This is a genomic window from Bacillus sp. es.034 (assembly GCF_002563655.1).
Taxonomy (GTDB): Bacteria; Bacillota; Bacilli; order Bacillales; family Bacillaceae_B; genus Rossellomorea.
This window is the reverse complement of record NZ_PDIY01000001.1, coordinates 2802682-2828633: the sequence shown is the minus strand read 5'-3', so window position 1 is coordinate 2828633 and position 25952 is coordinate 2802682. Positions and strand designations below refer to the sequence as shown.

Sequence of the window (25952 nt, the reverse complement as noted above, 5' to 3'; positions counted from 1 at the left end):
TAATACTCGGTTTGTTATTCCTTATAATGTTTCATTCTCTTCATAATGTGGTAGATATATCCATAAACATAGTTGAGAAGCAAAAGGGGGAAAATATATGACGTGGATCGTGGTGATTGTTTCTTTCTTTATCCTCATCATCCTGGCGGAAGAATTGGTTTATCACTTTTTAAGGACCAGGGTCATGGAGAATCAGCCTGAGAGAAAAAGAAATGCAGTAAAAATGAAAGAATGGCTCTATAAAATCAAACTAAAACCACATAACGGGCAACAAAACCACTGACAGGCGGAGAACATCTCCCCTGTCTATTTTTTTGATTCTATAGATACAAAAAAAAGAAGACAAAAGCTTCAGCAAGGCTTTTGTCTTCAAAGGAAAGAAATTAGAATGGGTCTTACATAATAAAGATTTAAACAGATTAGAAAGCTACCCCACTTTCAATCTGTTTAGGGAGTGATAAATCCTTATTCATAAGCAAGATTCATTGTAACGCCCGAAAAAGTGAACTCAATTAAAACAAGATTAAAATTTGATGAGAAAACACATGTCTTTACCAGCAGTCTATTTAAAGAACAAACAAATGGACGAACTTTTATGATATGATAAAGAAGATTTCAGAATGTTACAATACATTCTCATGCTCGAAAGGATGAAAAAATGAAAATAGATCTAAATTGTGATTTAGGGGAAAGTTTTGGTGCATATACGATAGGAAAAGATGAAGAAATGATGAACTATGTCACATCCGTCAATATCGCTTGCGGTTTCCATGCGGGAGATCCCCTTGTGATGAAAAGAACTGTTTCAAGCGCAATGAAGCATGAAGTGAAGATGGGGGCGCATCCCGGGCTGCCAGACATCCAGGGATTTGGAAGAAGAATGATGCAGATTTCCCCCGAGGAAACCTATGCCCTCATTCAATATCAAATAGGAGCTTTATATGCTTTTATAAAAGCACAAGGCGGGAAACTATCACATGTAAAACCACATGGAGCACTGTACAATATGGCTGCAAAGGATTTCACACTGGCTGAAGCGATTGCTGAGGCCGTCTACGACCTTGACCCCACTCTCACTCTATTCGGTCTGTCACAAAGTGAACTTACAAGGGCTGGTGAAGAAGCAGGATTACGAGTAGCTCATGAGGTATTTGCCGATCGTGCCTATCAATCCGATGGTACATTAACTCCACGCTCTCTTCCTCATGCTGTACTTCATGACGGGGACGAAGTGGAAAAACAGGTACTTCGAATGGTAGAAAAACAGGAAGTGGTATCTATTGATGGGAAAACCGTATCCATTCAGGCTGACACGATTTGTCTCCATGGAGATAATGAAGCGGCCCTATCCCTGGCCAAGCGTCTATGTAATAAGTTACGTTAGGGAAGCATTCGTGAAAGATGAAGCTATAAGGGAGATGGGGGCTGACCGTGAATAAGACATTTCTATTAAACGGGTTGAGGTGGATGTTCATCTTCCTTATTGCTTTGGTCATTGTAGTATACGTATACAAACGGAGCATTCTGCACAACAATATTCAATCCACCATTCGCACGGTGGCACCAGGTTCGACCATTGTGGGGATCATTCAGAACCATACCACAAAGAGCCATGATAAGATCTATCGGGCTCTCTATAAAACAGAAGAAGGAAAATGTTTCAGGGCATCATTCGAACGTTCAGCATATACACTCATTGACAATCAAGAATCGCCTTGCCAGTAAAGGAGGATCATGATGAAAAGAGCGATCCATATCTTCCCTTCATTTCAATCAGTTGATAAAATCCAGGAGATCAGAAATAGGTATGACCCTCTGTCGGATAAAATACCTCCCCATATTACCCTCGTTTTTCCTTTTGAATCTTCCATCCCCTCCGTTGATATCCTGGTACATATTAAGTCAGTAGCGGAGCACATGTCTCCGTTCCACATGACATTAAAGGATGTGACAGGTTCCGGCGGGGAATTTTTATTCTTGAATGTTAAGAAAGGCAATGACTTTCTTATAGAATTACATGACGAGTTGTATGAAGGAATACTTGCGCCTTATCGAAACCCCCGTTATACATACTCTCCACACATCACACTTGGACGGCCTGGAAACAGCGAAGAATATATCAACGCCCTTGAGGAGTATCAGGATTGGAGGGACACCTTTCATACGGTAGTAAAGGAAATAACATTAGAAGAAATAGGGGAAGACGATGTTTCCAACGTCATCGGTCGTGTCCCCCTTGAGGGCGACAGGTTTTAACCTGTTCGCTTTGTGGAATGTAAACGAATAGGTCTAATAAGGGAAGGATTTAATTATGCTAAAAACATTAACCATCGATACAAAGAAGCGAGATGAAATGATCGACATTACTCGTTATGTACAAGATATCATTAATCGGTCTGGAATGACAGAAGGTCTTGTGGCGGTGCAGTCCCTGCACACAACAGCGGGTATCACGGTAAACGAGAATGCCGATCCCGATGTGAAAACCGACTTCATCCGCCGATTAGACGAACTTTACCCATGGCAACACTCGTCTGATCTACATGGAGAAGGAAATACAGCTGCTCATTTAAAAACCAGTACCGTCGGCCATTGTCAGACAGTCATCGTGTCAGATGGTGAGCTATTATTGGGGACATGGCAGGGTATATACCTTTGTGAATTCGACGGCCCCCGTCCAGGAAGAAAAGTCTCCGTTAAGACAATTCAAAGTGAATAAGAGCTTATACCATTGGAATGGTAAATAGACCCTGGCACTCGTCCAGGGTCTATTTAAATGGCTTGATTCTTTCCCTCATCACATTTCCAAGCGCAAGATTGCTTATTCTATGAATCTTTCCCTGATCTCCTTTGAGGGAATCACGCATGATTCCTGTTTCCCAAACCATTTATATCTATTCCTAGCAATAATCCTGTATATGCTGTCTCTTAAAGGCTTCGGAATGACGAGAAACAGAGCGAAAATCTTCCATGGCCATTTTAGTTTAGAACATACTTTCAAGGCTGCTGATGATTCAACGGAAGCCTGATCCCCATCGACCAATACGAAGCTGTCAGTCGTTTTAGGTATGTTATGCTCCTCTAATAACTTCTGTCCCGTCTCACTTTGCAGGGAGGCAAATCGAAATTCCCCTTTTGCATCACGCTTAATGATAAACCGTACACTTTTATTGCAAAAATTGCATATGCCGTCGAACAAAATGATCCGCAAGTAAATCACCCTTCGTCTTAGTGAATTTCCATATACTTATACTATACTACACTCAAGAAACGGATAAAGAATAATGGACTAAACGTGATGTGCCTCCTTAAAGAGAAGTATAATTTCACTAGATTCTATGGTATACTATATTACCATTAATAGAGATTATTTCGTAATAGTATAAATAAACATGCAGTATAAGGAGTTGTCTGAAGAAAATGAGAGACGAATTATTATATCTGGGTAAACAAATTGTTTCCCATAAATCCGAAATCGCTCAGGGTGTCATTCACTACCAGGAACAGAAATTTTCTGATCCGCTTATGTTATCGGTACTGAAGATGGAACAAGTCACCGAATGGCGTATGCAATTAATTGAAATGCTCGGACAGTCTTTGTACGAAGACAAAGTAGAATCATCCCGAAAAGTAAAGGAATGGACTGGGAAAGTGGGGAAAGCGGCTCTTGAAAATGGAATGCCTCTCAATGAATCCCTAAAAACTCTATCAGGTTTCCGTACTGCCATTTGGGATATATTCATGGAGCAATTGAATGATGATCAAATTTCAGCCTCCCTTATGCTTCAAGTCAATAAAGAAATCAATCCCATTCTTGATGAAATTGCGTACCAGCTAAACGAAGTATTCCGCACTCAAGAAAAGGATCAGATTGCCCTCATCCACACTGTCATGGATGAACTCTCGGCCCCTGTAGTACCCATAGCCGAGAAGATTGCGATCCTGCCCCTTATAGGGGAAATTGATACCCTCAGAGCGAGTGCCATCATGGAAACAGCATTGAAGAAAAGCTCTGATCTGCAATTGGACTATCTATTTATAGATATTTCCGGTGTTGCCATCATGGACACGATGGTATCCCATAATATATATCAGATCATTAGTGCGCTTAAAATGATGGGTGTTCAATCCGTCTTAACCGGTATCCGGCCTGAAGTGGCTCATACACTGGGGAATCTAGGTATTACCTTTGAGGATCTGAAAACAAGCTCAAGCCTGAAAAAAGCCCTGGAAGATATCGGCTTCACACAATACGAAGCGGTCCTCTCCGTCTAAACAAAACCGGAAACCAAGTAACAGTGGTTTCCGGTTTTCTATTTGATAGCTATCTGCAGTCTTTTTTGATCTGATGATGTATTAGAAGTTGAATACTTTGAACGGCCATATAGATAGGGATGGACCAATACATCTTATATCCCTTGTCGAAGTGGAAGATTCCGATCTTCACTGTAAACCACTCCATCAAGAGGGAGAAAGCGGTCCAGATCAATATGTACGCAAAGTTCATGATCCCGTTAATTCTCAACTTACGATAGATATAAATAAAAAAATAACTAAATGGTCCATACATAATATAACTGATAAAATCAATCCCCTGATAGGCGGAGCTATCGTTTACATCATAAAAGTCCCATGGCGGGATGCTGATGGTATGATCATAGAACATGCCCACCGAGATTCCATAAACGAAATAACTCATCCCTTCAAGTAAGGAGAAGATCTTAGGAGTTACCCATATCAGTAAAAGAAGACCGATCAGACTAATGATGATGAACCATTCATTTAAATCAAAGGATCTCTCATATATCCTGTCCACGCCTTCCTTCCTCCTTCTTCTGGAAATAGTATAGTCCCTTCCCCATCCAAATACAGAATACTAAATACAACCCATTGACGATAACTGTATTAAAAAGACTCCAATCCGGATAGGAAAGAGAATGAAAATGCACATGTAGGACGTCCAACATACTGATAAAAAACAAAAGACTTAAAAAACAAAGCATTTTTTCACTTCTTTTTTTATAATTCAAGTAGCCATTCACCATGATCACACCCACCAAAGGTAAGTTACATTCACGGTTTATAAGAAGACTGATAAATTGGGTGACATCCTCGGAAGCCTTCATCCATTTTAGGTTATTCGTCATAATAGTAATATAATTAGTGGAAACAATGGATAACACCATAAATTGAATGGAGTTAGCAGTAAATGACAGTTGCTTCTTCATAAAAAGAACAATATATATCAACATGATCAACACGGTAATAAAGAAAGGGAGCGACATAAGAATCTCCTATACTTTTTTCTTCATTCTTCCCTTAAACCCTACACAACATAACATTTAGAAAACACTTAGATGTTTGAATTACTTGATTTCGGGAAAATAAGGAAGAAGAATCAAGGAGGTAATACGATGAGACATGAAACGATTAACCCTAAATATGGAACAGACGAAATCAAAGAGATTTTCGTGGATGGATTGCAACGTGACCTGTCAACCGAAGAGGAAACCCTTCTAACCGGATGGACCAGCTCATTCGATAAGACTGAAAGAGCAACCATCATCAATATGATGAAGGAATTACTGAATAAACATAAAAGACACGACTAAAAGCGGGCATAATCAGTGTGAAGCATGAAAAAGGCAGACCATTCTTAGGGCCTGCCTTCTTCATTCTCTATATGGAACTCCTATTATATATCACTTGTTAATTCTAATAGTTTATCGATATCTACGCGATAAATGGGGCGATTGATATCTTCTTGTCCAAGTTCTACGGTATCTTCTAGTACTTCGTCTATATTCATACTTATAAATACCTCCCACAGTTGTTAATACCAGAATGTGCTGGAAGATGATCCGTCATCATCATCACTATAGTATACGAATCCATCACTTCATTCGTGGGGGTACTTTTTAAAAAAATTAATTTGAAAATTGTGTATAATAATCAGAAAGTTGAGTAAAATAATCATTTATGTTACCGTTAGACGACCATAGATTCTACTCAAATAGAAATAAATGGGTAGAATGTCTTTCTCCTTAAAGGAGGCATACTGATGAAACGATTTTCCATGCTTCACGTACCTAAGGATTTCAGGCATAGAGGGCGACCAGCTGTTACGGTTCACGTCTTACCTGTTCATAAAGAATACTTTGCAATAGGTAAATCATTAAAGGGAAACGGTAAAGCTGCCAACAACAACCAAAAACTAGCCGCATATTATGCGTATCTAGATACATTAAAATAAACGCTAATCTCTATAGAAAAGCTGATCAGAACTTTCTCTGATCAGCTTTTTTGCGATATTGACAATGGTTTATAACGGTAGGTATTGACACACTTCAAAACCATTCCCATCCAGGTCGTGAAACTCAAAATAGGTCACATCTTCATCCACTTCTATATCCCCGACCTTCACACCCTTCTCCAGAAGCTTCAATCTGGTTTCTTCCAGCGCATCGGAAAACAAGATTGGTTTAATCGATGAGGGACGGACCTCTCCTTCTTGAATCGTAAGAGTCGATTCCCCTACCCCTATTTTAAATACCAAATATTTACCTGAATCAAAAATCTGTTCCAACTCCAGTACCTCTTCGTACCAGTGTTGCGCTTTCTTCAAATCATTTACTTGAATATGTACGGTATCGATTTTCGAAAACAATGCCATTTTCCTCCTTCACTCTATTTAATCTTTTAATAGGGACAAATGACCGACGATTCCCTTAGCTTCATCCTTTTCCATCGGGGGTAGTGCGGTCACAGTCAAGGACCCCTCTTTGATTTCAGTTAAACCGCTGTCATGTATACTGAAATACCCCTTCTTCTCTAATTTCTCCAGTTCTGTCGTTTTACCCTTTAATATCACTTTCTTCATGCCGGTCTGCACCCATTCTATAAATTCCTCCTGCCTGTCTTGGAAAGGAGAATCCTTTGACATCATCGATAGCGTACTCAAGGTAGCGGCATGTGCCACTTGTGCAGCGGTCTTCCCTTTCGACATCGATAGATCTCTGTTAACGATAAAATATTGAACAAGGTCCTTCTTCGCCATATGCATGATCATTCCTATCATAAATGTATTCAGTACTATGGTATTATCCTACCACACTTACTTCCTTCTTAGTTTTACCTCCCTTTTATCAACCGAGACGATTCTGACCTTCTCACCGATGTTGTAATCAAGGTATTCATCGCAGTCCACTGAATACGTATGACCATTATCAAATTTCATGGCACATGTGGAACCACTTTGAGGGGTATCGAGTTTTCCCCCCGACTTGATTCCTATCGGACGGTGTCCATCCTTTGCGGGAAAGTACTTCTCTTCGATTACTACCCAGTCACCCTTCGTGCTAATCACTATTTTCAATAACAGTAAACACACCAGCGTTAAAACCAATAAACTTAGAATGGTCGTTTTCCACCATAAGACCTTCATGCTAATCCCCTTTCCCCCGTTTAAAAGCAACAGAAGATTATATGTATGGGAAAGGCTGATCATTCGAGTGTTTATTTTAATGTGACCATTTTTGTTTATTGCATTTTGCTGAAATGGGATTTATAATAAACTAACGACCGTTAGTTAGTTTAAGGGAGAGGAATCAACGTGAAGGATAATAAGCAGATGATAAAAAATGTGGCTTTGGATTTATTTGGTCAAAAGGGCTATGAAGATACATCTTTGGCAGAAATCGCAAAGGAGGTTGGAATTAAAAAACCTTCTATTTATAATCATTTCCGCAGTAAAGAGGATCTTTTTATCGAAGTATTAGAGGACTTGATCGTATCAGAAGTGACAGCGTACAGAAAAACGGAGTGCACCATGAATCAGGAAGAACCCCTCACGAATATCAGGATGCTGTTTGATTTGTTTTGTCATCGTTTAATGACAACGAAGGAAGCTTTACTGTGGAAAAGGGTGACATTCTTCCCTCCTGAACAGTTTAAGGATTTCATACAGGAGCAATTCATTCACTTCGAAAGGGTCACTACATCGATCTTGGTTACGGTCTACAAGGAAGGAGTTAACCAGGAAATGTTTCAAGAGGTCAGTGAGGATGAATTTGTAGCGTCTTTCTTATGTCTGGTTGACGGTGTCTTTCTGGAGCATCACTATTACACGGAAAAAATATTTCAACAACGAATCGAATCGGCTTGGAAAGTGTATGCACTTGGAATATCAAGCCGCAAAGGAGAGTAGCATCATGGGCTGGCTATATGTGATTATTGGGGGAATCCTGGAAATCGGCTGGGCAACGGGATTATCCCTTTCAGAAGGGTTTACGAAACCGGTGCCCAGTATCATAACGGCATTCCTCATTTTAGTGAGTTTTTACTTTTTTTCTCAATCAATGAAACTCCTGCCAATCGGGACAGCATATGCCGTCTTCACGGGGATCGGAGCAGCAGGAACGGCTGTGGTTGGTATGTTGTTCTTGAATGATGGGATAAGCATATTGAAGATTGCATTCATCTCTTTACTCATTTTTGCAGTCATTGGTCTGAAGATGAGTGATAAAGCAGAAACAGATACTGGGGGTGGCTCCTGATGGCATGGTTGTTTCTCATCTTTGCAGGTTTCTCCGAAGTGATCATGGTGACGTTCATGAAGCTTTCAGAAGGATATAAAAGATTCTTCCCTTCCCTGATCAGTTTCACAGCGGGAGCCATGAGTTTTTACCTATTGTCTCTATCCCTGCTGGATATTCCCGTCAGCACAGGTTATGGGATCTGGACCGGCATCGGCTCTGCAGGTGCTGTGCTCATGGGAATGATGTTTTTCGATGAAACCAGGGATATGAAAAGGCTGTTTTTCATCTGCTGTATTGTTGGAAGCATCATCGGATTGAAGATTGTCTCATGAACATGAACCTCGGTCCAGTACTTTATCAATAGTGCTGGACCGTTAGTTTATAATCCCATGCCCTATAATATCGACTTTTATTGTCGGTACGATCGTGATCTCAGGGTAAGCTTCATCCCAATTAACTTTTTCCCACGTTTTGGGATGGAACGCCATCAGCTCCCTCCCGATCCCGAATAAATCCGAGTTTGCCAGTTGAATCTTTTCAATCATCTCTTCTGCATCTTCTGTTAATTTCTTTGAAATTTCATCATTGAGTTTCTTTAATTTTTTCTTATCTGTTAATTTATCCTGGGGGAATTCGACGATTGATACTTCCATCGCTACGTCTATCCCCACCTGTATATGATCCGGGGCATCTGAAATGATGTTGAGCCTTGACTTGGATTCTGTCACATTATACGTAATATAATTGTCCACGTTCAGACGTTTATCATTGTCTATTTTGGATACGAAACGGGCAAGTTTTGCCTTTTGGTTGTTCATGATCAGGAATAATGATGATTCCTTGAACGTTAAAGCACCCGATAATGAATTTTTATGAAAAATAGCTGTACCGTCTAATATGACCTCGCCATCCTTCAATTTTAAGAGAGGCAGGGCAAAGTCCTTTCCTTCATCGAACATCAGTGTGCAGACCGTTTGTAGATTCTGTTTCGGGACGCCCGTGGCGGATTCAGCACTCGTGAGTAGTTCAATCATGAATTCTGATATCAACACGTTCTTTTCACTCAATTTAGAAAGGATGTCTTCTCCGTTCCCCTCCACCACTGCAAGTTTTGCTGAAATCGAACTGTTTGGATCACGGTAAAAAATATCCAAAAACTTATAAATATCCTTTTTGGCTAGTTCTTCCCCTAATAAAAATATTCGGTTTTTCGACGGCTCATATGCTCCAGAAATCTTTCTATCCATTGCCATCCGTGTTTCACGTATGGTCTTCCCTTCGCCTTGGACCATTGTATTGATAGGGGTTCCATTCTTGAAATCCCGGATGATTGCAGTGGATCGGATGGTTTCATCATCCATTAAATCAAAAGAAGAAGAAAAAACAAGTCTTCCATTTCGAAGTAGCCGCTGATCCCAACAGCCGGTTAAGAAAGGGAGAATAACAAGAAGAATACAAATGATGAACACTCGTTTTTTCATGCGTCTTCCCCTCTTTCTGCTTTCTTGAAAAGATATGAAATGCTTAATAATAAAACAGGGATCACCAAAATATAGAGATACGAGAGATTGATCACCATTTTATTATAGATTTCCATTTCTCCTTCTTTACTTGGAATTAATGCAATGACATACGCAATCATTCCAAATAATACAGTATAAATGTACCGTTTACGTTTAAACCACCGGAACGTTTGAATACTCCCTTCTGTAGATAAAAATAGATAACTTGTTAGGGAGGTGATGACATTGACAACCCATAATGACATGAATACTAAATCAATCCTCTCAATAATCTGTAAATAAATGGATTTCACAAAGTAAAGAACCGGTTGGGGAACGATGACGATTTCTTCAGGACTGAAGGTAATAAGGCTTACGATGGTGAGATAAGTATAGGTCAGGGTCACAAACAGGTTGGCAATCGATGCTGAATAAAGGATTGAACGTTCACCATTGTGTTGAAAATATGGAAAAAGAAACAACAGCAATTCAAACCCTAACATTGAAAAGTATGCTTCTTTAGCTCCCTTCACAATCTGCATACCACCGGATTGTCCGATCGGTAATAAATATCTCCATTCAACGGGATATGTGACCAGCACCACTACAGAAATTAGAAGAAGAAAAAAGATCAGACTCGACACCACCACATATACATCGCTGATCGCAGCAACCTTTTCCTTCCCCAAGTAGATTCCAGTAAAAATCAATAGAAACATGACAATCCATTTGGGCGTAAGGGGAAGCACCCACGTCTTGATGATGGCGGTTGAGTACATTAAGATCAAGGCTGTGACCAGAAGCCCGTATAGTATAAAAGAAATATTGACCATCGATCCTGCGACTTTACCCAAAAGTTGTCGGGAGTACTGAAAAAGAGACTTCTTTGGAAATCGCCTCCCCAATATCCAGAAGAGAACGATAAGGATCTGAACAATGAAGCCGGCAAGCAATACAGATAACCACGCATCTGCCATCGAAACAGAAAATACACTGAATGGAAGCCCGAGAACCCCTACCCCGATTTGGGTCTGAATGATAAAGAATATTAGTTGGACGGAAGTAAGATTAGTCTGTATCTTCATTTTTTTTCCATCCCCGGGAATCCGACGTTTTCCATCTGTATACTGTTCGTAAATCCTTTGGCCGCTTTTTCATCAGCCATACAGGAAGCCGAATAAACGTATCTTTCAATCCCTTAATATCAAGGGGGGCTACCGGATATAAATAATGATGACCCATCGACTTCAGATTGGACATGTGGATTAAAAGCAGCATCAAACCGATAACAATTCCAAGGACACCGAATAAAGCTGCAGCGATCATAAGTGGGAATCCCAGGATCCTCACAGAAGTACTCATCTCATTTGAAGGTATGACAAAAGAAGAAATCGCTGTGATCGCTACAACAATAACCATCGTATTCGAAACCAAATTGGCTTCTACCACAGCTGTCCCAATGACGAGACCACCTACAACCCCGATGGTTTGGGCAATCGGATTAGGAAGCCGTATCGCTGCTTCACGCAGTAACTCCAAGGTAAGCTGCATGATCGCCGCCTCAATCAATGGTGGAAAGGGCACATATTCAAGTGAGCTTTTAATCGAAAAAATGATTTCCACAGGTATGATCTCATAATTATAGGAAATGACTGCGATGTAAAAAGCCGGTAAACAAAGGGTGGCAATAAAGCTGATTAACCTGATAAAACGAATAAAGGACCCAATAAATGCGCGATTATTATAATCCTCCGTCGTTTGAAAAAAGCTGAAGAAATTCACAGGAAAAATCAGAACAGTCGGACTTCCCTCCATCACCATCGCCACCCTCCCCTCCATCAGATTTCCCGCAACACGGTCCGGACGTTCCGTATTCAAAAACTGCGGGAATGGGGAAAACGAATTATCCTCCAGGAATTCTTCAAAATACCCCGGTGATTGGATGGAATCGGTGTCAATATAGCTGATTCGGTCCTCTATAGTCTTAACAATTTCCATATCTGTCAAATCGGACAAATAAACAAGAGAATACTTCGTTCTTGTCGTTTCCCCTACACTCGAGTATTTCACAGTAAACTTAGGACTGGAGATTCTTGCACGGATCAGATGAATATTTTCCGAAATGTTTTCACTAAACCCCTGATGAGATCCTCTGATCACCTTTTCATTAAGGGGCTCATTCAGGTTGGAAGAAATCTTTGGCATACTTATGAAAGTAACCCATTCACGATCTTCCTGTAAAATGACACAGTGCCCATCCACCATTACCCTCAGTGCCTCTTCTAACTGAAGTGTTTCTTTCACACTATTACTGCTTACCGAATCTTGAATCGTTCCGGTCTTTTTTTCTAAGAGGGGGTGGATGATATATGTCTGTAAACTTTTATTATCAATGACAGAATCCAAAAAAAGGATGGTCATTCTTTTTTCATTAAAAGTTAAGTTTCTTACTTTCAAATCATCTGTGTGAAAAAGACCTTCCTGAAAAAAGGACACTTTCTCGTCCAAGGTGAGGGCTTCTACGACGACTTCTTCTTTTTCTGAAAGGAGCTGCTTCGGTTTTCTTCTATTCTTTTTGTAAAAGGAACTCATATTTGCACCTTCAGTCAGAATCATTTTTCTTATTATTGTCCCCATCGTTTGGTTCATTATGCATTTTTCTTCCTACGCTAGAGGTGGATTCATAAACTTATAGGTTACCCTTCAAAAATAATTCTTCTATTATCTCAGATATTAGTAGGGGTTCTCCTCCTATTTTTGATATACTTAATCAGATAAACTAGTCGTATCAGAGGTGAACAGTTTGACCAAGAAAAAAGTTTATTCATGGAGCTTACAAATTCTTATTATTCTTACCATCATTTATGTTTCAACCAAGATTTCTTTTCTTTTTGAACCCATTGTCGTATTTGCATCTACTTTATTTTTCCCAATCATCATTTCAGGGTTTCTTTACTTTTTACTGAATCCATTAGTCGATCTTCTGGTGAAAGCAAAGCTCCCGAGGACGATTGCGATCATCGTACTTTATGCTGCGATCATCGGGGCATTAGTGTTGATCATTGGGAATATCGCGCCTGTCATTACACGTCAGGTAACAGCGTTATTCAATGCTCTGCCTGAGTATGCAAAGCAAACGAGGAACTTCATTGAATATTTGTCTGAAACAGAGCAATTTAAATGGATGATGAATCAGGATTATGTGTCACTGAAGGATATTGAGAATCAGCTGGTGGATTTCGCCAATACATTGCCTGATAATATTACCACTGCCTTGAAGGGATTACTCAGTGTGTTGACAAGCATTACCATTCTCATTGTTACAGTACCTTTCCTTCTGTTCTTCATGTTCAAGGACGGTCATAAATTCCCGAAGGCCATTTCAAAATTTTTGCCGCCTGCGTACCGTGAGGAAGGAATCAACACATTGAAGGATACGAGTGAAACACTTGCTGCGTACATACAGGGACAATTGACAGTCGCTTCATTTGTGGGGACACTCACCTTTATCGGTTACTTGATCATCGGGTTGCCTTATGCACTCGTGATGGCACTGATCGGGGCCGTCACAAACATCATCCCGTTTATCGGACCGTTCATCGGCGCAGCACCCGCCATCATCATCGCGTTGTTTGACTCACCGACAAAGGCGATCCTTGTCGCAGTGGTGGTCACGATTGCTCAACAAATTGAAGGGAATCTTCTTTCCCCCCTTATTTTAGGCAAACGATTGGATACCCACCCTGCGACGATCATCATATTATTACTTGTTGCAGGTAACTTAGCTGGAATACTCGGCATGATCTTAGCCGTACCCACCTATGCAGTATCGAAAACGATTGTATTGAATTTAGTGAAGTTTATTAAGCTGAGAAGATCTTCCATACAGGAGTGAATACTGGAGACAACCGGGCCATTGCCCGGTTGTTTTTTAGTAGAAGGAAATACCGTTCTTACATCTCTTTGAACATAATCATATGAGGGCCTATAGGTTCTATTTCAAAGATACCACCTGACTGGGTCAGTCCCAGTTTTGTATAGTAAGGAGCAGCTGAAGTCCTGGCATTACACCACCACAGATCACAGCCTTCGTTCTTCAGGATATCTTCGCTGTACTCTATGAGATATTTTCCGATCCCCTTTGATCTGAAATCAGGGAGAGTCGCCATACCCCTTAAACGAAAGGGCATCCTCGCTTCCAAGTCTCCCTGAGCTTCCTGATAGAAAGAGCCAATACAGATCAGTTTTTCTCCATCAAAAGCTCCGACGTGGAACGTGGATTCTTCCATATCTCCTTCATACTTGCATTCTTCCATTGTTTGTGTCGGTCGTAAAATTTGTTGTCTAATCGAATATGTATCTGCAGCTGGAATCTTTCGAAACTGAATCATCGACTCACTCCCCGTTTTAATTAACATTCATGATTCATTTTATCATAGCATTCTTTGTTGATTCCGAAACATATAAAAAGAAGCAATCTCCACCCAGAAGATTACTCCTTTCAAAGCCTTATTTCTTTTTAAATAGTTTATTGGATGCACCTTTTACGGCTTTACTTGTTGTGTCAACGGTTTTACCGACCATTTTATTTCCGGTGTTGCTTACGTTTTTCACGAAGTCTGCGGACGTATCCGACACTTTCCCCACCAATCCACCTTCACCGCTCACACTCTTGATGATCCCGTTTGCTGTATCGGCTGTTTTGTTAAGGAGTTCACTTGCCTGCTTCGATGTTTTCTTTACCAAATCCCCGGTCATGTTGCGTTTATCCTCATTCATGATGATTCTCCTCCCTGGAAAATGACTCATCACTATCCCTATGAAAAGGGACACCGGATTATGCGGTCTTCTTGAGAATCACATCGGATTTTCCAAATAGTTGGTCGCGATTCTGTACTCCTGAATTACTCCATCTTTTTTCTCTATCCGGTAAGCCGATGCATTTGGTCTTGAACTCACCGCTTTGGCCAGTCCTCCATCAATGAAATGCAAAGCTGCTCCATCATCAGCGGCATAGCCTGGTTTCAACTCCCCACTCTCAATAAAAGAATGATACAGGGGACGACGGTTTTCTTCTCCATCATAATGAGGGGAGTGACTGCCTTCTATCAAGCCCAATCCCTTGATGGTCTCCAGCCCATCCCCGTAAGAATCGGTGGTTCCTTCTTCAAACCAGCAAATCGACCCTGCACTCAAACCAGCCAGAATGGTTCCTGACTCCCATGCCTTCCGTAGAATCACGTCAATTTCCCACTCTTTCCATAAGGCAAGCATATTCTTCGTATTTCCCCCGCCAACATAAATAATCTCTTTTTCAAGCAGGAAGCCTTCTAAATCCCTGGTGGAGGGCTTGAATAAAGATAGATGAGAAGGTTCACTTGACAGGGATGTAAAAGCGTTGTAAAAGCGTTCAATATAACCTTCTGCATCTCCACTTGCTGTGGGTAGGAAACACACCTTTGGCCTGGATGCCTTTGACTGATTTATTATGTACTGATCCAATAACAGGTTATCAGGTTCCATTGAGAAACCTCCACCACCCATTGCAATGATTTGTTTCATGAACCATCCCCACTCTCCATTTGGTATCTCTATTTTACCAAATGAATGATCCTTTCGGAGGCCCGAATGGAAATATTTCCATCAACTGCACATTCACCCCCCTATCAACATGACAGGGGGGTGAATACCTATTATTTAATGCTCTTGGGTTTTTCTTTTATTCTTCACCCTGATTTCTTTTTGAAATGAAATGATCAAGCCATATGTCATGACGAGCAGGATGATCCCGAGGGGCAGTGCGGTGATGATGGTGGCTGCCTGAAGTCCACTGATGCCTCCGGTACCCATTATAATGGCAGCGATAGCCGCCAAGATGATTCCCCAGCTGAATTTCACAAAGAATGGAGGATTCAGACTTCCATTGGATGTTTGCATGCCCAATACGAATGTGGCAGAATCGGCAGAAGTAACAAAGAAAGTAATGATCAGGAATAGGGAGATGACTGATAAAACCCCACTCAAAGGCATCTGATAGAACACATAAAATAATGACGTTTCCAAGCTTTGACCCGCTACGTCTATTCCCTGGACCAGATCATAGTACAATCCTGTTCCCCCGAATACCCCAAACCATAGCGAGCAAACAATGGTAGGAACGATGATGACGGCAATGATGAATTCACGGACAGTCCTGCCCTTTGACACCCTGGCAATGAATGTTCCCACGAAAGGTGTCCATGAGATCCACCATGCCCAATAAAATATCGTCCAGTCCTTCACCCACTGGTTATTCTCTACATTAAATGGTGAAAAACGCAATCCCATACTCGGCAGATTCTGAACATAGCTTCCAAACGTCGTCAGGAATAATTCCAGAACAAATTGTGAAGGTCCCACGATAAGGAAAACAAAGAATAACAAGACCGCGAGAACCATATTGGCATTACTCAAATATTTAATTCCTTTGGATAAGCCCGTAGAAGCGGACGTAATATAAAGGACCGTGGCAATCCCCATGATGATGAGCTGGATGCTGAAATTAATCGGTACATCCATAAGATAATGGAGTCCACTATTGATTTGTTGGGCTCCTATTCCCAGTGAAATGGCAACTCCGAAAATGGTGGCAAATACAGCGATGATATCCACGATGTAACCGATCGGACCTTTCGCCCTTTCACCTATGACCGGATACAGCGTGGCGCTCATCAGTCCAGGCATCCCCTTCCTGAACTTATAATAGGCAAGCGCCAGTGCCACAACGGCATATATGGCCCATGCATGGAATCCCCAGTGAAGATATGTATACCGTAACCCCACCTTGGCTGATTCAATGGTCCCTCCTTTTCCAAATGGAGGAGTAGCATAATGTGAAACAGGTTCAGACACCCCGTAAAAAAGAAGACCGATGCCCATTCCTGCACTGAAAAGCATGGCAAACCAGGTCAATGTAGAGTATTCCGGTCTGTCCGTGTCTTCCCCCAAGCGAATCTTCCCATACTTACTTAGGGCAAAAAAGATGGCGATGATAAAAAAGAATGTGGCTGAAAATTGATAAAACCAGCCAAATTTATCAAGGAGAACCCCTTGAGTATTTGTCATGACATCGATCAGTATTTGAGGAAATAAGACTCCCCATAATACAAAGATCACTCCGATCGATATCGCGATCCAAAACATTGGTGTAAAATTTTTCAACTTGCTTCCCCCTCAGATCAATTGTGTCACATACTTATGTAAATAAAAATAAAGGCATAAACTTAGTGATACCCTCTTTTTTGAAGAGCTAAACTAGTAAGTAACTGGAAACGGGAGTCCCAATGTGAATGGTAAAAATTAATATTCCGAGTATCTTTTTTTCAAAACCGGGCAAATTAATGTAGAAGGAGGTGATCATGATGACGAATAATAATAACAAAAAGCCGCAGCAACAAAAAAATGAAGCAGAATTTGCTCAAGAGCAAAACGCTTCTGAAAGAGCTAAAAAAGCTGCTAAACAACAAAACCAACAAAATAAATAATCTAACATAGGAACAAAATCAGATACTTAAAGAGAGATCAGTCAAATGACTGGTCTTTTTCCTTATGTATCAATACCTGAAATAGATTAAACACAAAAAACCTCCCCATTATGGGAAGGTTTATCATTCGTTCTAAAAAGCGATTGCTATCTTTTATGTGCCCCGCTTTTTCTGAACGGTTTATAGGCGACCAATACGGCAATGACAGCTGAAGCTCCATTTATCATGGTCCCGATCACGGGAGAACCTTTATAACCGGTACCATCGTACATATAGGTGATTATCAAACCGGTTATGATACTCAATAAGAGACTTATCCCGAGGAATACTCCTATAAAAACAAAAAACTTCTTAGCATTTTTCCACAAAATCAAAACACTCCAATACAATGTTTCAATCGCTGATCAAAGACCAGGGATGAATGGTATTACCTCTATTCCTTCATTTTCTCAGAAGAAAGAGCGGTTGTCACTTCAAGTCTCGATTTCCCCATCAGGAATACAAACACCAATGCTATGCCAAGGGGTATCAATGCATAGGCAAAAGTGGTTGTAATGGAATCTGACATAGCATCCACGATTTTAGTAAGAACAAAATCCGGAATCTTTTCACGCATTTCAGGTTCAAAAATACTTCTTGGATCACCCTGGAAGCCGCCTCCTGCTTCCTGTCCCTTGAAGGCATTTTCAAGATTAGAGGCAAAGAGCTTTGTTTGCAGCGTCCCATAGACCGTGATTCCGATGGTCATCCCAAGTGAACGGAAGAAGGCGTTTGTCGAGTTTGCAGACCCTCTAAACCTCGGATCAAGTTTATGGATCGTGGCATTAGGGAGTAATGAAAATGAAAAACCTACACCAAATCCACTTATGACCATATAGAGCGTCAACAACAACCTGCTCGTATCCGGTCCCATTGTCGCAAGTAATACCATGCCTGCGATAAAGGAAATGATGGAAACCCACATGATATTACGGTAACTTGTTTTCGTCATCCGGATACCTGCAACGGCACTGCCAGCTACAGAGCCGAGCATCAATGGAGTCAAAATCAATCCGGCATTTGTCGCAGATCCCCCATACACAGCCTGAACAAAGATCGGGATTAATATGGTCAGGATAATGAACGCTGCCCCATATAGAAAAGCGAGGGCCTGTGCAGACGCAAACAAAGGACTTTTAAACATCCAAAATGAAATGATCGGTTCGGATGCTTTTCGTTCGATCCATAAGAAACTTATAAAGAAAAGAAAGAAGGATGCAAACAATCCAATGATTTGCCACGACTCCCAAGGGAATTCCTTTCCGCCGAATTCAAGGGCAAACATGAGACTGACAACCGCTATCACCAGGGTTATCGCCCCTCCCCAATCAATTCGTTGATCTGATCGTTGCGTGGATTCTTTATAAGCCGTTGTAATAAAGAAGAGCGATAGGAGACCAATTGGTACATTGACATAGAAGATCCAATGCCAACTTAAATGATCCGTTAAAAATGCCCCAATCAGCGGCCCGAATACTGAAGCGGATCCAAATACTGCACCAAGGAGTCCTGTCATCTTCCCACGTTTTTCTGGGGGGAATAAATCAAACACAATGGTAAAGGCGATTGGCAGCAAAGCTCCACCGCCAATTCCTTGAATGGCCCGGAAGATACTTAACTGGACGATATCCTGTGCAATCCCACACAGGGCTGAACCAATTAAGAAAATGGAAAGACCGAATATGTAAAATCTCTTTCTGCCATACATGTCAGACAGCTTACCAAAAATCGGCATCCCCGCCATGACCGCTACCATGTAGGCGCTTGTGACCCATACAAACTTGTCCAGTCCACCCAGATCTGACACGATGGATCCCAATGCCGTTGCTACGATGGTGTTATCCATGGCTGACATGAGTATACCTAACAATAAGCCGGCAAGTGCCAGTTTCATATTACTTTCTTTAGCCACCAACGCGATCATCCTCCATAAACTATGTAATACAGTCTATTTCATTATAGAACTTTCTACCTGATTGTCCACATCGACTACTCTTTAGAGCGAAAAAAGCAGGGTACGTCAGCTGACGTACCCTGCTTGAAATTATACGATTGAATTACTTTTGAACGTTTGCCGCTTGTGGTCCACGAGCGCCTTCAACGATTTCAAATGTAACATCTTGACCTTCTTCTAATGATTTGTATCCTTCACCTTGGATAGCGGAGAAGTGAACAAAAACATCATCTTGACCTTCAACTTCGATGAAACCGAAACCTTTTTCTGCGTTAAACCATTTAACTTTACCTTGTAACATAAAACATGTACCTCCTAGTGCAGTTGCACGTAAAAATATTTATATTCCTGCTCTGATTAAAATTCAAGATGAATATTTTTCAATCATGGATATTAATCGAACAAAAATAATTATCTTTACTATAACAGATTCCCCTCCAAAGCTCAAGGTGGGAATGGGTCTAATTGTAAAAAATATAGTCTAACCTACTCTACTGTAGAAGGTTGATTTTCTTTTGCATACAACTTCTTGATCATCCTTATTTGACCCCTATGATTGATTTCGTCTTCAAAAACATGAAACCATTTAAAGAAGTTATTCCCTTTTTCCCCGTACCACCATTCTGTTTCTTCATATAGCCATTCTTCGTCCAGTTTTTTAAATTGCTCGATTGTGGCCATTCTTGTACGTTGAAGGTTTTCCAGGTAGTACTCCACAGAATTTCCTTTAATCCTTTCGGCTGCCTTGCTGCCTAAACTTAATGCAGGTTCCAATTCCGTCGCACATGCCTCTATTTCATCATCGGTCATACGTTCGAATGTCAATGCCTGATAAATCTTTTCTACTGCATCAAAATGGGCAAGCAGCATCCCAATGGAATTGGCTTCATCGTGACAACGGTAATCAAGCATTTCAACCGGCAAATTTTCCACTTCCTGAATGGTGGTCAATCTTGCATAGTCCATCATGGAAAGAAGGAGAGAATAGTCCTTTTTCATTCCGTTTTTTTCTTTGATTAAGAATATTGAGTTCATTTCCATTTTAAGTCCCCCTTACAGTCTTCTCTTACTATATTGGCTAATGTATGGAAATTCCCTTTATTTTTAGAGAAGAATTCACAGCTCTTTGACTTAAGAATTCCTTTACACCTCTCTCGTGCAGGGGCTCTTATGTTACGATGGAAGAAACAAAACTGGAGGTGTACTCATGATGTTTACAAAGATACCTAAAGAACAAAAGGATGAAATGATTGGGAGGATCCAGAGCTTTTACTATGAACAAACAGGGGATGAAATCGGGGATTTAGGAGCTGAAAATTGGTTTGACTTCTTTATGAAAGAAATCGGTCCCTTCTTATATAATAAGGGAGTGATGGATTCCAAGACCGTATTGATGGATAAAATGCTTCTACTTGAAGACGATCTTTATGCATTGAATAGGCCAGTGAATCCTAAATAAGCTCCATACATAGAAAAGGAGAGGGATGAAACTCCCTACTCCTTTTTAATGTCATGAAGAACCTTGTCATCAATGCGGCCATTATCATTTACGATTTCAATGGTGACAGATTCTTTATCTTTGTTTTTAATCTCGCTTATGATCTTATCGATCTCTTCAATCTTTTTTATTTCTACTGTTTTTTCTACTTTATACTTTTTAGGACCCTCTCCCTCTTTACGGCTCTTAAGCTCTTCATCCGTATAGATCAAGTCGGTTCCCAGCGCATTTTTGATCGTTTTGCCCTGAAGGAAAAAACGGGCTTGAAAAGGCGTATCCGGTTCTAGTGCTTCATCCGTTAACACTCCGGAAAATGTAAGTGTTTCAGCTTCTTCATTTACCGTTACACTACCATCAACGACCATGTCAGCTGCATTCCGATTGCATCCGCTTAACAGAATAGTAATCAATAGGCCGGCTATCATGACTGTTTGTGACGCTTTCACTAGTTGTCCCCCTTATATGTATGTGCACTTATATCTTACCAAAAGACCAATAAATTACACCAGAAACATTTTATTGTCTTTAGGTAAAAAGTATTTAAAAAAGTGGGATGATTGATAAAATGGAATGGTACGGGACTGGGGATATTTTTGGGGATTTTTTTCTTCTCCATTAAGGGAACATGATCAGAAAAGAATAAGAAGGTGGCTGGATCAACGGCCTCCATGTAATTTCTGCATTACATGGGGTTGGATTGCTTAACGTCGCACTTCATTTGCAAACCTTACATTCCTGATTTGATCGTACCACCAGTGATTGCGGATCAAAGACAATAAGCTGTGACTTGCACAAATCGGCTGTATTATCCGGGGACTATTTTTTGAGATGCTTATTACATACTGCTTTCAGGATAAATAATTTTTCCTGTACGCTTAACATTCTCCAACATTTAGCACGAATGATCATAATGATTCCCCTCTCCTTTTTCCAAGTCTTTCTGTTACTTCTATTTACCTCCTCCTAACCGTTTACAAACCATTCAATTTGCTACATATTGACATACAAAAATACTTTCTCCGACAGATTGTTCTATCGAAAAAAGTATAAAAACGAAACGCATGTCAATCCGTACAGGTAAATGTAGAATTTCTTTTACTCTTTTTTTGTTTTACATGACTAAAAAGGACTATGATATAAGTTTTATAAAGTGATGGAGTACGCGGGCGGTGAGGCCCCAGATGACTTTGTCCTGGTAGTAGTAGAAATGTTCTTTCATGTTCCTTGCCTGCCAGTCGTAGTTTTCTCCACCTGGTATTTGTTTGTATGGGAAGCTCTCTTCCGGTTCCATTTTAAATTTGATATTATACAATTCCGGTTCTTTTTCACGCATGTAAGAGAGCGGGGTTGTGAAAATCTCTTCCACCTCTGCAGCATTCGGTCGCAACTCTTTCAATGATATATTCAGCTTCCCTACAAAGGGATAGATGATCGTCCCAAATGGGGATACGATATAATCGAGAGGATAAATGTCCGAGATGACATGTTCTTGTATTCCCAATTCCTCTGACGTCTCCCTTATAGCAGCTGCCCTCTCATCAGAGTCACTACGGTCGATTCTTCCACCCGGAAAGCAGATCTCCCCCGGTTGTCTCCGCATATTCAATGAACGGACTTCAAAGAGAACATGAATCTCACCTTTCACTTCGATTAAAGGAAGTAGAATAGCATATTCAGAAAATGATTCACTTCCTAACACTTTAGGAGTTCTACCTTTGAAACGCATCAGCAGTTCGTTCACGTCCATTCTATTCCCCCCTTTACGATAATCTATTCTATGATTTTCTTTATTATAGTATGAACAGAATGCAACACCCAAACCATAAGCGTCCCAATCAGACTCTTCCAGTAATTTCCTTACCTTCTATGAATCTATGATATACTGATGAAGTCTTATCTCAAGGTAAGAAAGTAAACAATCAAAATCGAAAGGATTTGAAAGCATGTTTGGAAAAGTTGCTTCAGACGTATTAGGTTTAAGTGATATCGGCACAGTCATAAAGCCGCAGGATTACGACAAAGCCGATTCAGATGATTACATTATGCATGAAGATGGAGAGAAGATTTACTTCCTGATCAAATCCAAGTCCGATGAATACTGCTTTACAAACAAAGCTCTCATCCATTTGGATGGGACGAGTGCAGCAAGCAAGAAACGGGTGCTCCGCCGCTTGGATTATTACAAGTATCACATTACGAATGTCCTTCTCGAAACGGCGGGAACAGTAGATCTGGATGTTGAAATAAAGTTTAAGATCGGTTCTGAAATCTACTCCATCGATGTTCATAAAAAACATTTAGCGGAAGTGAAAGATCTGTATAAGTCCCTTATAAAAATTGGTGAAATCACTACTGACAATAGCATTTATTCCGGCTTCGCCAATGAAAGTCTTCAACTTGCATCCTCAACATTGGGACAAGTAAAGACAGATGGCGTAAATGTTGTTGAGCAGTTTAAAGAGGTCAATCAATATGCCTTCAATTGGCTGTCGGATAAAAAGAAAGAATTGACCCTTAAAGATTTTGGGTTTGTATTTGAAAAGTTCATTCAAAATTAATCTGCATCATCCGGCTGACATCATCAGCCGGATGATCATTACGGCATTTTGGGCATATCAGTCCCTTTCCACTCCTGAATCCCATTGTCCTCTATGATTCCCAATGTTACATCAGCAATATCCGGATCTGCTATTAATTGATCCTGTATGGCAAACTTAATATCATCCGCTTCAGACAGGGGTAACCCCTTTTTCAATTCAAGATATGATTCAACATGGTAATAGCGGCCTTCCTGTGTGATCCTCATCTTATAGATATCGATGACCGCTTCATGTTCAAAAATCGCAGCAGCAATCCGGTCTTCCACTTCCTTTGGTGCAGCAACCCCTATCAGACCAACCATATTGTCATAACCGACCCTAAAGGCAACACCCACCATCAGGAATCCGATCATGATGGTCACAATCCCATCCAATAGTTGAAACGGGGAGAAATAAGAAACAAGGACCGCTATCAAAGCAAGAATGGCACCTGATACAGCCACTAAGTCTTCATAAAACACAAGTCTTGTTGGGGGCGCTGCCCGCTTTACATGCTTGAACGCACCTGTTACAATCCCAGTTCCCCTGCTTTCTACGCGGGCTTCCTGACTGATTTCCTTCATCACTTTAAAGAGAATCGTTCCATCAATGAGGATATTCAGGAGTAATACGGAAACATTTATCCAAATCCCTTTCACTTCAGCGGGATGTTTGAGTAGATGAAACCCCTCACGCATCGTTTCATAAGCCATGACCGAAACGACGATGACCGCAATCATACAAAATAGATTGATGACACGCCCAAAACCTGTTGGGAACTTTTCTGTCGGCTTCTTCTCTGAAAGAACACTGCCAATAAACACAAACCCTTGATTGACGGCATCGGCTAACGAGTGCATGGCAGAAGCAAACATGGCCCCACTCCCACTGATAAAGAATGCCGCCCCCTTTGCGATTGCAAGGATGCCATTTCCCACCATTGCAAAGAATGAAGATTTATTTCCTTTTTTCATTAATGTGAAAAATGATTCATTACTCACCAAGCTCACCACCTTACGTTTTATCAAGCTAATAGATAGTATCTCTCAATCCTCCCCTTTCATAAGTCGATTGACGAACCTTTTCTGCTTTTCTATACTGTAACAATGAATATGAAATCATAAAAATTCGAATCTAATCAGGTCAGGAGAACAAATCATGGATTTTACCATACAGCATCTTTCCTTTTATTTAATCCAAGTAGAAGGAAAAGGCGAAGAAGCAGATAAACGACATAAGCACTTTCAAACATTAACCGGGGATGAGTACGAGGGAAGCCCCCTCAAAAGCTTCCTGGACGGTGAACTGACTAAGATCGTCAAGCGCAAGGTGGACAGGCACTCCAAATCAGAATCCGCCCCCACCAAGATTGGCCGCTTTGTTGTAGAACCAGGTCATGAGCTTACATCGAATCCAAACTACAATTTATTTCATCGAACCCGTTATGCTGAATGTAAAGAAGATTTTCGTGAAGCATGTGATCAGATTGTCCAAATGTACATAGAAGCCAGCGCTATTCGCGGCGGAGCATTTCTGGTAGCCACCGCAAAGCTTACCAAATTTTTTGATGATCCCTTTTTATTCCTCATGAAATGTGATTTCGAACCAAAGGTTGCCACCATTACGGATGAAGCAACCCTGATACATAATGTGGAAATGGCGATTACGACGAAAAATATGAAATCCATCCAATACCCGTATATGCCAGAAGAAGGCATGATGGATTCAGCCGAAATCAAGATCCATCAAGCATCACATGCGAGATACTTTGAGGATTTCCTGAAATGGGTGGAATATGAAAAGTCCATGCCTGAAATCGTTAAATCACAAGTATATGGTATGGTAAAGGAACATATTTCTGAAACCTATGCGGAAGAAAGTGACGAGCGTGTAGAGTTTGAAGAAGCCGTGGAAGAATGGGCCATCAGCCCAAAGCGTGAACTGCAGGAACGATTCACGACAGAGCAAGTAGTGGAAGCCACTTCCCAAATTGTCGAGCAATCCCCTGAAGTGGAACTGAAAGTCAAGCTTGATCATGTTTCAGTAAAAGCTCTTCTTTCAGATTTCGGGGACAGCATTCATTTGGCGAAAGTGAACGGTCGATACGTCCTGATGATTGAAAGCGAGTCCGTCATGTTTGAGAAAGGATTCTCCCCATTGGAATTTTTAAAGCCGGATGAACTCCATAAAGTGATTCAACGCATACAGGATAAGGAATAGTATGGAGCCATGTTATACAACATGGCTTTTTTCTTTGAAATAACAAGATTCTCTTGTATAAATAATGCTCATAAAATAAAATCAAGTAAGAAAATTCTTT

At 40.7% G+C, this 25952-nt stretch carries 35 protein-coding genes; 16 read left to right on the top strand and 19 right to left on the bottom strand.

The features are described 5' to 3' along the window. Nucleotides 1–97 precede the first annotated feature (97 nt). From ATG71_RS14515 to ATG71_RS14495, 5 genes are all read left to right on the top strand, one after another. On the top strand, nt 98–283 hold the full coding sequence (locus tag ATG71_RS14515) for a hypothetical protein (RefSeq protein WP_098440194.1): 186 nt from the start codon (nt 98–100) through the stop codon (nt 281–283). A gap of 375 nt (nt 284–658) precedes the next feature. Then, nucleotides 659–1384: a LamB/YcsF family protein gene (locus ATG71_RS14510; protein WP_098440193.1), complete on the top strand. Its 726-nt coding sequence runs from the start codon at nt 659–661 to the stop codon at nt 1382–1384. A 47-nt stretch (nt 1385–1431) separates the two neighbouring features. Then, nucleotides 1432–1725, top strand: a complete 294-nt coding sequence (locus tag ATG71_RS14505) for a hypothetical protein (protein WP_098440192.1) — start codon at nt 1432–1434, stop codon at nt 1723–1725. A 9-nt stretch (nt 1726–1734) separates the two neighbouring features. Further along, nucleotides 1735–2256, top strand: coding sequence for a 2'-5' RNA ligase family protein (locus tag ATG71_RS14500; RefSeq protein WP_098440191.1), 522 nt, complete (start codon nt 1735–1737; stop codon nt 2254–2256). A 55-nt stretch (nt 2257–2311) separates the two neighbouring features. Further along, nucleotides 2312–2719 carry a secondary thiamine-phosphate synthase enzyme YjbQ gene (locus ATG71_RS14495; protein ID WP_098440190.1) on the top strand — a complete coding sequence of 136 codons (408 nt, stop codon included), beginning with the start codon at nt 2312–2314 and terminating at the stop codon, nt 2717–2719. A gap of 102 nt (nt 2720–2821) precedes the next feature. Here the strand turns inward: ATG71_RS14495 and ATG71_RS14490 are convergent, their stop codons facing one another. Continuing rightward, a complete protein-coding gene (locus ATG71_RS14490; protein WP_098440189.1) occupies nt 2822–3211 on the bottom strand; it encodes a thiol-disulfide oxidoreductase DCC family protein in 390 nt (129 codons plus the stop codon). Between the two features lie 209 nt (nt 3212–3420). On the opposite strand from ATG71_RS14490, the gene ATG71_RS14485 reads away from it, so the two are divergent. Further along, nucleotides 3421–4275, top strand: coding sequence for an STAS domain-containing protein (locus tag ATG71_RS14485; protein ID WP_098440188.1), 855 nt, complete (start codon nt 3421–3423; stop codon nt 4273–4275). A gap of 49 nt (nt 4276–4324) precedes the next feature. On the opposite strand, the gene ATG71_RS14480 is transcribed toward ATG71_RS14485, so the two are convergent. Next, nucleotides 4325–4816: a hypothetical protein gene (locus tag ATG71_RS14480; protein ID WP_098440187.1), complete on the bottom strand. Its 492-nt coding sequence runs from the start codon at nt 4814–4816 to the stop codon at nt 4325–4327. Nucleotides 4817–5414: 598 nt separating this feature from the next. Between ATG71_RS14480 and ATG71_RS14470 the strand changes: the two genes are divergently transcribed. Both ATG71_RS14470 and ATG71_RS14465 read left to right on the top strand, forming a co-directional pair. Beyond that, entirely contained in the window at nt 5415–5612 is a 198-nt protein-coding gene (locus ATG71_RS14470; protein WP_286163015.1) for a hypothetical protein, read from the top strand. A 449-nt stretch (nt 5613–6061) separates the two neighbouring features. Continuing rightward, nucleotides 6062–6253 carry a hypothetical protein gene (locus tag ATG71_RS14465; protein ID WP_098440184.1) on the top strand — a complete coding sequence of 64 codons (192 nt, stop codon included), beginning with the start codon at nt 6062–6064 and terminating at the stop codon, nt 6251–6253. A 69-nt stretch (nt 6254–6322) separates the two neighbouring features. On the opposite strand, the gene ATG71_RS14460 is transcribed toward ATG71_RS14465, so the two are convergent. The 3 genes from ATG71_RS14460 to ATG71_RS14450 are packed head-to-tail and all read right to left on the bottom strand — an operon-like array spanning nt 6323 to nt 7444. Beyond that, nucleotides 6323–6667, bottom strand: a complete 345-nt coding sequence (locus ATG71_RS14460; RefSeq protein WP_179886546.1) for a VOC family protein — start codon at nt 6665–6667, stop codon at nt 6323–6325. Nucleotides 6668–6691: 24 nt separating this feature from the next. Next, a complete protein-coding gene (locus ATG71_RS14455; RefSeq protein ID WP_098440182.1) occupies nt 6692–7057 on the bottom strand; it encodes an aminoacyl-tRNA hydrolase in 366 nt (121 codons plus the stop codon). 57 nt (nt 7058–7114) lie between these two features. Further along, complete coding sequence (locus tag ATG71_RS14450; protein WP_098440181.1) at nt 7115–7444, bottom strand: hypothetical protein; 330 nt, start codon at nt 7442–7444, stop codon at nt 7115–7117. A gap of 168 nt (nt 7445–7612) precedes the next feature. Here ATG71_RS14450 and ATG71_RS14445 point away from each other — a divergent pair, with 168 nt between their 5' ends. Genes ATG71_RS14445 through ATG71_RS14435 form a run of 3 tightly spaced genes read left to right on the top strand, consistent with a single transcriptional unit; the run spans nt 7613 to nt 8869 of the window. Further along, on the top strand, nt 7613–8206 hold the full coding sequence (locus tag ATG71_RS14445) for a TetR/AcrR family transcriptional regulator (RefSeq protein WP_098440180.1): 594 nt from the start codon (nt 7613–7615) through the stop codon (nt 8204–8206). A 4-nt stretch (nt 8207–8210) separates the two neighbouring features. Further along, complete coding sequence (locus tag ATG71_RS14440; protein WP_098440179.1) at nt 8211–8555, top strand: DMT family transporter; 345 nt, start codon at nt 8211–8213, stop codon at nt 8553–8555. Continuing rightward, the gene (locus ATG71_RS14435) at nt 8555–8869 is read left to right on the top strand and encodes a DMT family transporter (RefSeq protein WP_098440178.1); all 315 of its coding nucleotides are present in this window, start codon (nt 8555–8557) and stop codon (nt 8867–8869) included. Before ATG71_RS14440 ends, ATG71_RS14435 begins: the two co-directional genes overlap by 1 nt. A 42-nt stretch (nt 8870–8911) precedes the next feature. On the opposite strand, the gene ATG71_RS14430 is transcribed toward ATG71_RS14435, so the two are convergent. The 3 genes from ATG71_RS14430 to ATG71_RS14420 are packed head-to-tail and all read right to left on the bottom strand — an operon-like array spanning nt 8912 to nt 12688. After that, on the bottom strand, nt 8912–10018 hold the full coding sequence (locus tag ATG71_RS14430) for a Ger(x)C family spore germination protein (RefSeq protein ID WP_098440177.1): 1107 nt from the start codon (nt 10016–10018) through the stop codon (nt 8912–8914). Next, nucleotides 10015–11124 carry a GerAB/ArcD/ProY family transporter gene (locus ATG71_RS14425; RefSeq protein WP_098440176.1) on the bottom strand — a complete coding sequence of 370 codons (1110 nt, stop codon included), beginning with the start codon at nt 11122–11124 and terminating at the stop codon, nt 10015–10017. Before ATG71_RS14425 ends, ATG71_RS14430 begins: the two co-directional genes overlap by 4 nt. Continuing rightward, a complete protein-coding gene (locus ATG71_RS14420; protein ID WP_098440175.1) occupies nt 11108–12688 on the bottom strand; it encodes a spore germination protein in 1581 nt (526 codons plus the stop codon). The genes ATG71_RS14425 and ATG71_RS14420 overlap by 17 nt, the downstream gene beginning before the upstream one ends. 154 nt (nt 12689–12842) lie before the next feature. Here ATG71_RS14420 and ATG71_RS14415 point away from each other — a divergent pair, with 154 nt between their 5' ends. Continuing rightward, nucleotides 12843–13934 (top strand): AI-2E family transporter, encoded by a 1092-nt coding sequence (locus ATG71_RS14415; RefSeq protein ID WP_098440174.1) that lies wholly within the window; start codon nt 12843–12845, stop codon nt 13932–13934. A gap of 58 nt (nt 13935–13992) precedes the next feature. Here the strand turns inward: ATG71_RS14415 and ATG71_RS14410 are convergent, their stop codons facing one another. The 4 genes from ATG71_RS14410 to ATG71_RS14395 form a co-directional block, all read right to left on the bottom strand. Continuing rightward, nucleotides 13993–14430 (bottom strand): GNAT family N-acetyltransferase, encoded by a 438-nt coding sequence (locus tag ATG71_RS14410; protein WP_179886545.1) that lies wholly within the window; start codon nt 14428–14430, stop codon nt 13993–13995. A 118-nt stretch (nt 14431–14548) separates the two neighbouring features. Then, nucleotides 14549–14818: a hypothetical protein gene (locus ATG71_RS14405; protein WP_098440172.1), complete on the bottom strand. Its 270-nt coding sequence runs from the start codon at nt 14816–14818 to the stop codon at nt 14549–14551. 78 nt (nt 14819–14896) lie between these two features. Beyond that, a complete protein-coding gene (locus ATG71_RS14400; protein WP_098440171.1) occupies nt 14897–15601 on the bottom strand; it encodes a Type 1 glutamine amidotransferase-like domain-containing protein in 705 nt (234 codons plus the stop codon). Nucleotides 15602–15736: 135 nt separating this feature from the next. Next, complete coding sequence (locus ATG71_RS14395) at nt 15737–17239, bottom strand: BCCT family transporter (RefSeq protein WP_286163013.1); 1503 nt, start codon at nt 17237–17239, stop codon at nt 15737–15739. 197 nt (nt 17240–17436) lie between these two features. Between ATG71_RS14395 and ATG71_RS23780 the strand changes: the two genes are divergently transcribed. Continuing rightward, nucleotides 17437–17562, top strand: a complete 126-nt coding sequence (locus ATG71_RS23780; RefSeq protein ID WP_256503881.1) for a hypothetical protein — start codon at nt 17437–17439, stop codon at nt 17560–17562. Between the two features lie 146 nt (nt 17563–17708). On the opposite strand, the gene ATG71_RS23430 is transcribed toward ATG71_RS23780, so the two are convergent. From ATG71_RS23430 to ATG71_RS14375, 4 genes are all read right to left on the bottom strand, one after another. Beyond that, nucleotides 17709–17867, bottom strand: coding sequence for a hypothetical protein (locus ATG71_RS23430; RefSeq protein ID WP_179886544.1), 159 nt, complete (start codon nt 17865–17867; stop codon nt 17709–17711). Between the two features lie 128 nt (nt 17868–17995). Further along, nucleotides 17996–19516 carry an MDR family MFS transporter gene (locus ATG71_RS14385; RefSeq protein WP_098440169.1) on the bottom strand — a complete coding sequence of 507 codons (1521 nt, stop codon included), beginning with the start codon at nt 19514–19516 and terminating at the stop codon, nt 17996–17998. Between the two features lie 142 nt (nt 19517–19658). Beyond that, nucleotides 19659–19856, bottom strand: a complete 198-nt coding sequence (cspD, locus tag ATG71_RS14380) for a cold-shock protein CspD (protein WP_032088076.1) — start codon at nt 19854–19856, stop codon at nt 19659–19661. A gap of 185 nt (nt 19857–20041) precedes the next feature. Then, the gene (locus ATG71_RS14375; protein WP_098441840.1) at nt 20042–20590 is read right to left on the bottom strand and encodes a DinB family protein; all 549 of its coding nucleotides are present in this window, start codon (nt 20588–20590) and stop codon (nt 20042–20044) included. A gap of 172 nt (nt 20591–20762) precedes the next feature. Between ATG71_RS14375 and ATG71_RS14370 the strand changes: the two genes are divergently transcribed. Next, on the top strand, nt 20763–21014 hold the full coding sequence (locus ATG71_RS14370; RefSeq protein ID WP_098440168.1) for a DUF2164 domain-containing protein: 252 nt from the start codon (nt 20763–20765) through the stop codon (nt 21012–21014). 35 nt (nt 21015–21049) lie between these two features. Here the strand turns inward: ATG71_RS14370 and ATG71_RS14365 are convergent, their stop codons facing one another. Further along, nucleotides 21050–21499 (bottom strand): hypothetical protein, encoded by a 450-nt coding sequence (locus ATG71_RS14365; RefSeq protein ID WP_098440167.1) that lies wholly within the window; start codon nt 21497–21499, stop codon nt 21050–21052. A 683-nt stretch (nt 21500–22182) separates the two neighbouring features. After that, nucleotides 22183–22800 (bottom strand): NUDIX hydrolase, encoded by a 618-nt coding sequence (locus tag ATG71_RS14360; RefSeq protein WP_098440166.1) that lies wholly within the window; start codon nt 22798–22800, stop codon nt 22183–22185. A gap of 196 nt (nt 22801–22996) precedes the next feature. On the opposite strand from ATG71_RS14360, the gene ATG71_RS14355 reads away from it, so the two are divergent. After that, nucleotides 22997–23611 (top strand): PH domain-containing protein, encoded by a 615-nt coding sequence (locus ATG71_RS14355; RefSeq protein WP_098440165.1) that lies wholly within the window; start codon nt 22997–22999, stop codon nt 23609–23611. 38 nt (nt 23612–23649) lie between these two features. Here ATG71_RS14355 and ATG71_RS14350 read toward each other — a convergent pair whose 3' ends face one another. Beyond that, nucleotides 23650–24606 (bottom strand): cation diffusion facilitator family transporter, encoded by a 957-nt coding sequence (locus ATG71_RS14350; protein WP_098441839.1) that lies wholly within the window; start codon nt 24604–24606, stop codon nt 23650–23652. Between the two features lie 184 nt (nt 24607–24790). On the opposite strand from ATG71_RS14350, the gene ATG71_RS14345 reads away from it, so the two are divergent. Beyond that, on the top strand, nt 24791–25852 hold the full coding sequence (locus ATG71_RS14345) for a DUF3900 domain-containing protein (RefSeq protein ID WP_098440164.1): 1062 nt from the start codon (nt 24791–24793) through the stop codon (nt 25850–25852). Nucleotides 25853–25952 lie beyond the last annotated feature (100 nt).

Bases quoted from the DNA above. Each gene is read 5' to 3' on its own strand.
- ATG71_RS14485 (WP_098440188.1), top strand. From the start codon at position 3,421: ATGAGAGACGAATTATTATATCTGGGTAAACAAATTGTTTCCCATAAA.
- ATG71_RS14370 (WP_098440168.1), top strand. From the start codon at position 20,763: ATGATGTTTACAAAGATACCTAAAGAACAAAAGGATGAAATGATTGGG.
- ATG71_RS14420 (WP_098440175.1), bottom strand. From the start codon at position 12,688: ATGAACCAAACGATGGGGACAATAATAAGAAAAATGATTCTGACTGAA.
- ATG71_RS14515 (WP_098440194.1), top strand. From the start codon at position 98: ATGACGTGGATCGTGGTGATTGTTTCTTTCTTTATCCTCATCATCCTG.
- ATG71_RS14345 (WP_098440164.1), top strand. From the start codon at position 24,791: ATGGATTTTACCATACAGCATCTTTCCTTTTATTTAATCCAAGTAGAA.
- ATG71_RS14355 (WP_098440165.1), top strand. From the start codon at position 22,997: ATGTTTGGAAAAGTTGCTTCAGACGTATTAGGTTTAAGTGATATCGGC.
- ATG71_RS14360 (WP_098440166.1), bottom strand. From the start codon at position 22,800: ATGGACGTGAACGAACTGCTGATGCGTTTCAAAGGTAGAACTCCTAAA.
- ATG71_RS14410 (WP_179886545.1), bottom strand. From the start codon at position 14,430: ATGATTCAGTTTCGAAAGATTCCAGCTGCAGATACATATTCGATTAGA.
- ATG71_RS14500 (WP_098440191.1), top strand. From the start codon at position 1,735: ATGATGAAAAGAGCGATCCATATCTTCCCTTCATTTCAATCAGTTGAT.
- ATG71_RS14465 (WP_098440184.1), top strand. From the start codon at position 6,062: ATGAAACGATTTTCCATGCTTCACGTACCTAAGGATTTCAGGCATAGA.
- cspD (WP_032088076.1), bottom strand. From the start codon at position 19,856: ATGTTACAAGGTAAAGTTAAATGGTTTAACGCAGAAAAAGGTTTCGGT.
- ATG71_RS14405 (WP_098440172.1), bottom strand. From the start codon at position 14,818: ATGAATGAGGATAAACGCAACATGACCGGGGATTTGGTAAAGAAAACA.
- ATG71_RS14440 (WP_098440179.1), top strand. From the start codon at position 8,211: ATGGGCTGGCTATATGTGATTATTGGGGGAATCCTGGAAATCGGCTGG.
- ATG71_RS14400 (WP_098440171.1), bottom strand. From the start codon at position 15,601: ATGAAACAAATCATTGCAATGGGTGGTGGAGGTTTCTCAATGGAACCT.
- ATG71_RS14495 (WP_098440190.1), top strand. From the start codon at position 2,312: ATGCTAAAAACATTAACCATCGATACAAAGAAGCGAGATGAAATGATC.
- ATG71_RS23780 (WP_256503881.1), top strand. From the start codon at position 17,437: ATGATGACGAATAATAATAACAAAAAGCCGCAGCAACAAAAAAATGAA.
- ATG71_RS14455 (WP_098440182.1), bottom strand. From the start codon at position 7,057: ATGGCGAAGAAGGACCTTGTTCAATATTTTATCGTTAACAGAGATCTA.
- ATG71_RS14450 (WP_098440181.1), bottom strand. From the start codon at position 7,444: ATGAAGGTCTTATGGTGGAAAACGACCATTCTAAGTTTATTGGTTTTA.
- ATG71_RS14425 (WP_098440176.1), bottom strand. From the start codon at position 11,124: ATGAAGATACAGACTAATCTTACTTCCGTCCAACTAATATTCTTTATC.
- ATG71_RS14435 (WP_098440178.1), top strand. From the start codon at position 8,555: ATGGCATGGTTGTTTCTCATCTTTGCAGGTTTCTCCGAAGTGATCATG.
- ATG71_RS14350 (WP_098441839.1), bottom strand. From the start codon at position 24,606: ATGAAAAAAGGAAATAAATCTTCATTCTTTGCAATGGTGGGAAATGGC.
- ATG71_RS14470 (WP_286163015.1), top strand. From the start codon at position 5,415: ATGAGACATGAAACGATTAACCCTAAATATGGAACAGACGAAATCAAA.
- ATG71_RS14430 (WP_098440177.1), bottom strand. From the start codon at position 10,018: ATGAAAAAACGAGTGTTCATCATTTGTATTCTTCTTGTTATTCTCCCT.
- ATG71_RS14510 (WP_098440193.1), top strand. From the start codon at position 659: ATGAAAATAGATCTAAATTGTGATTTAGGGGAAAGTTTTGGTGCATAT.
- ATG71_RS14375 (WP_098441840.1), bottom strand. From the start codon at position 20,590: ATGAACTCAATATTCTTAATCAAAGAAAAAAACGGAATGAAAAAGGAC.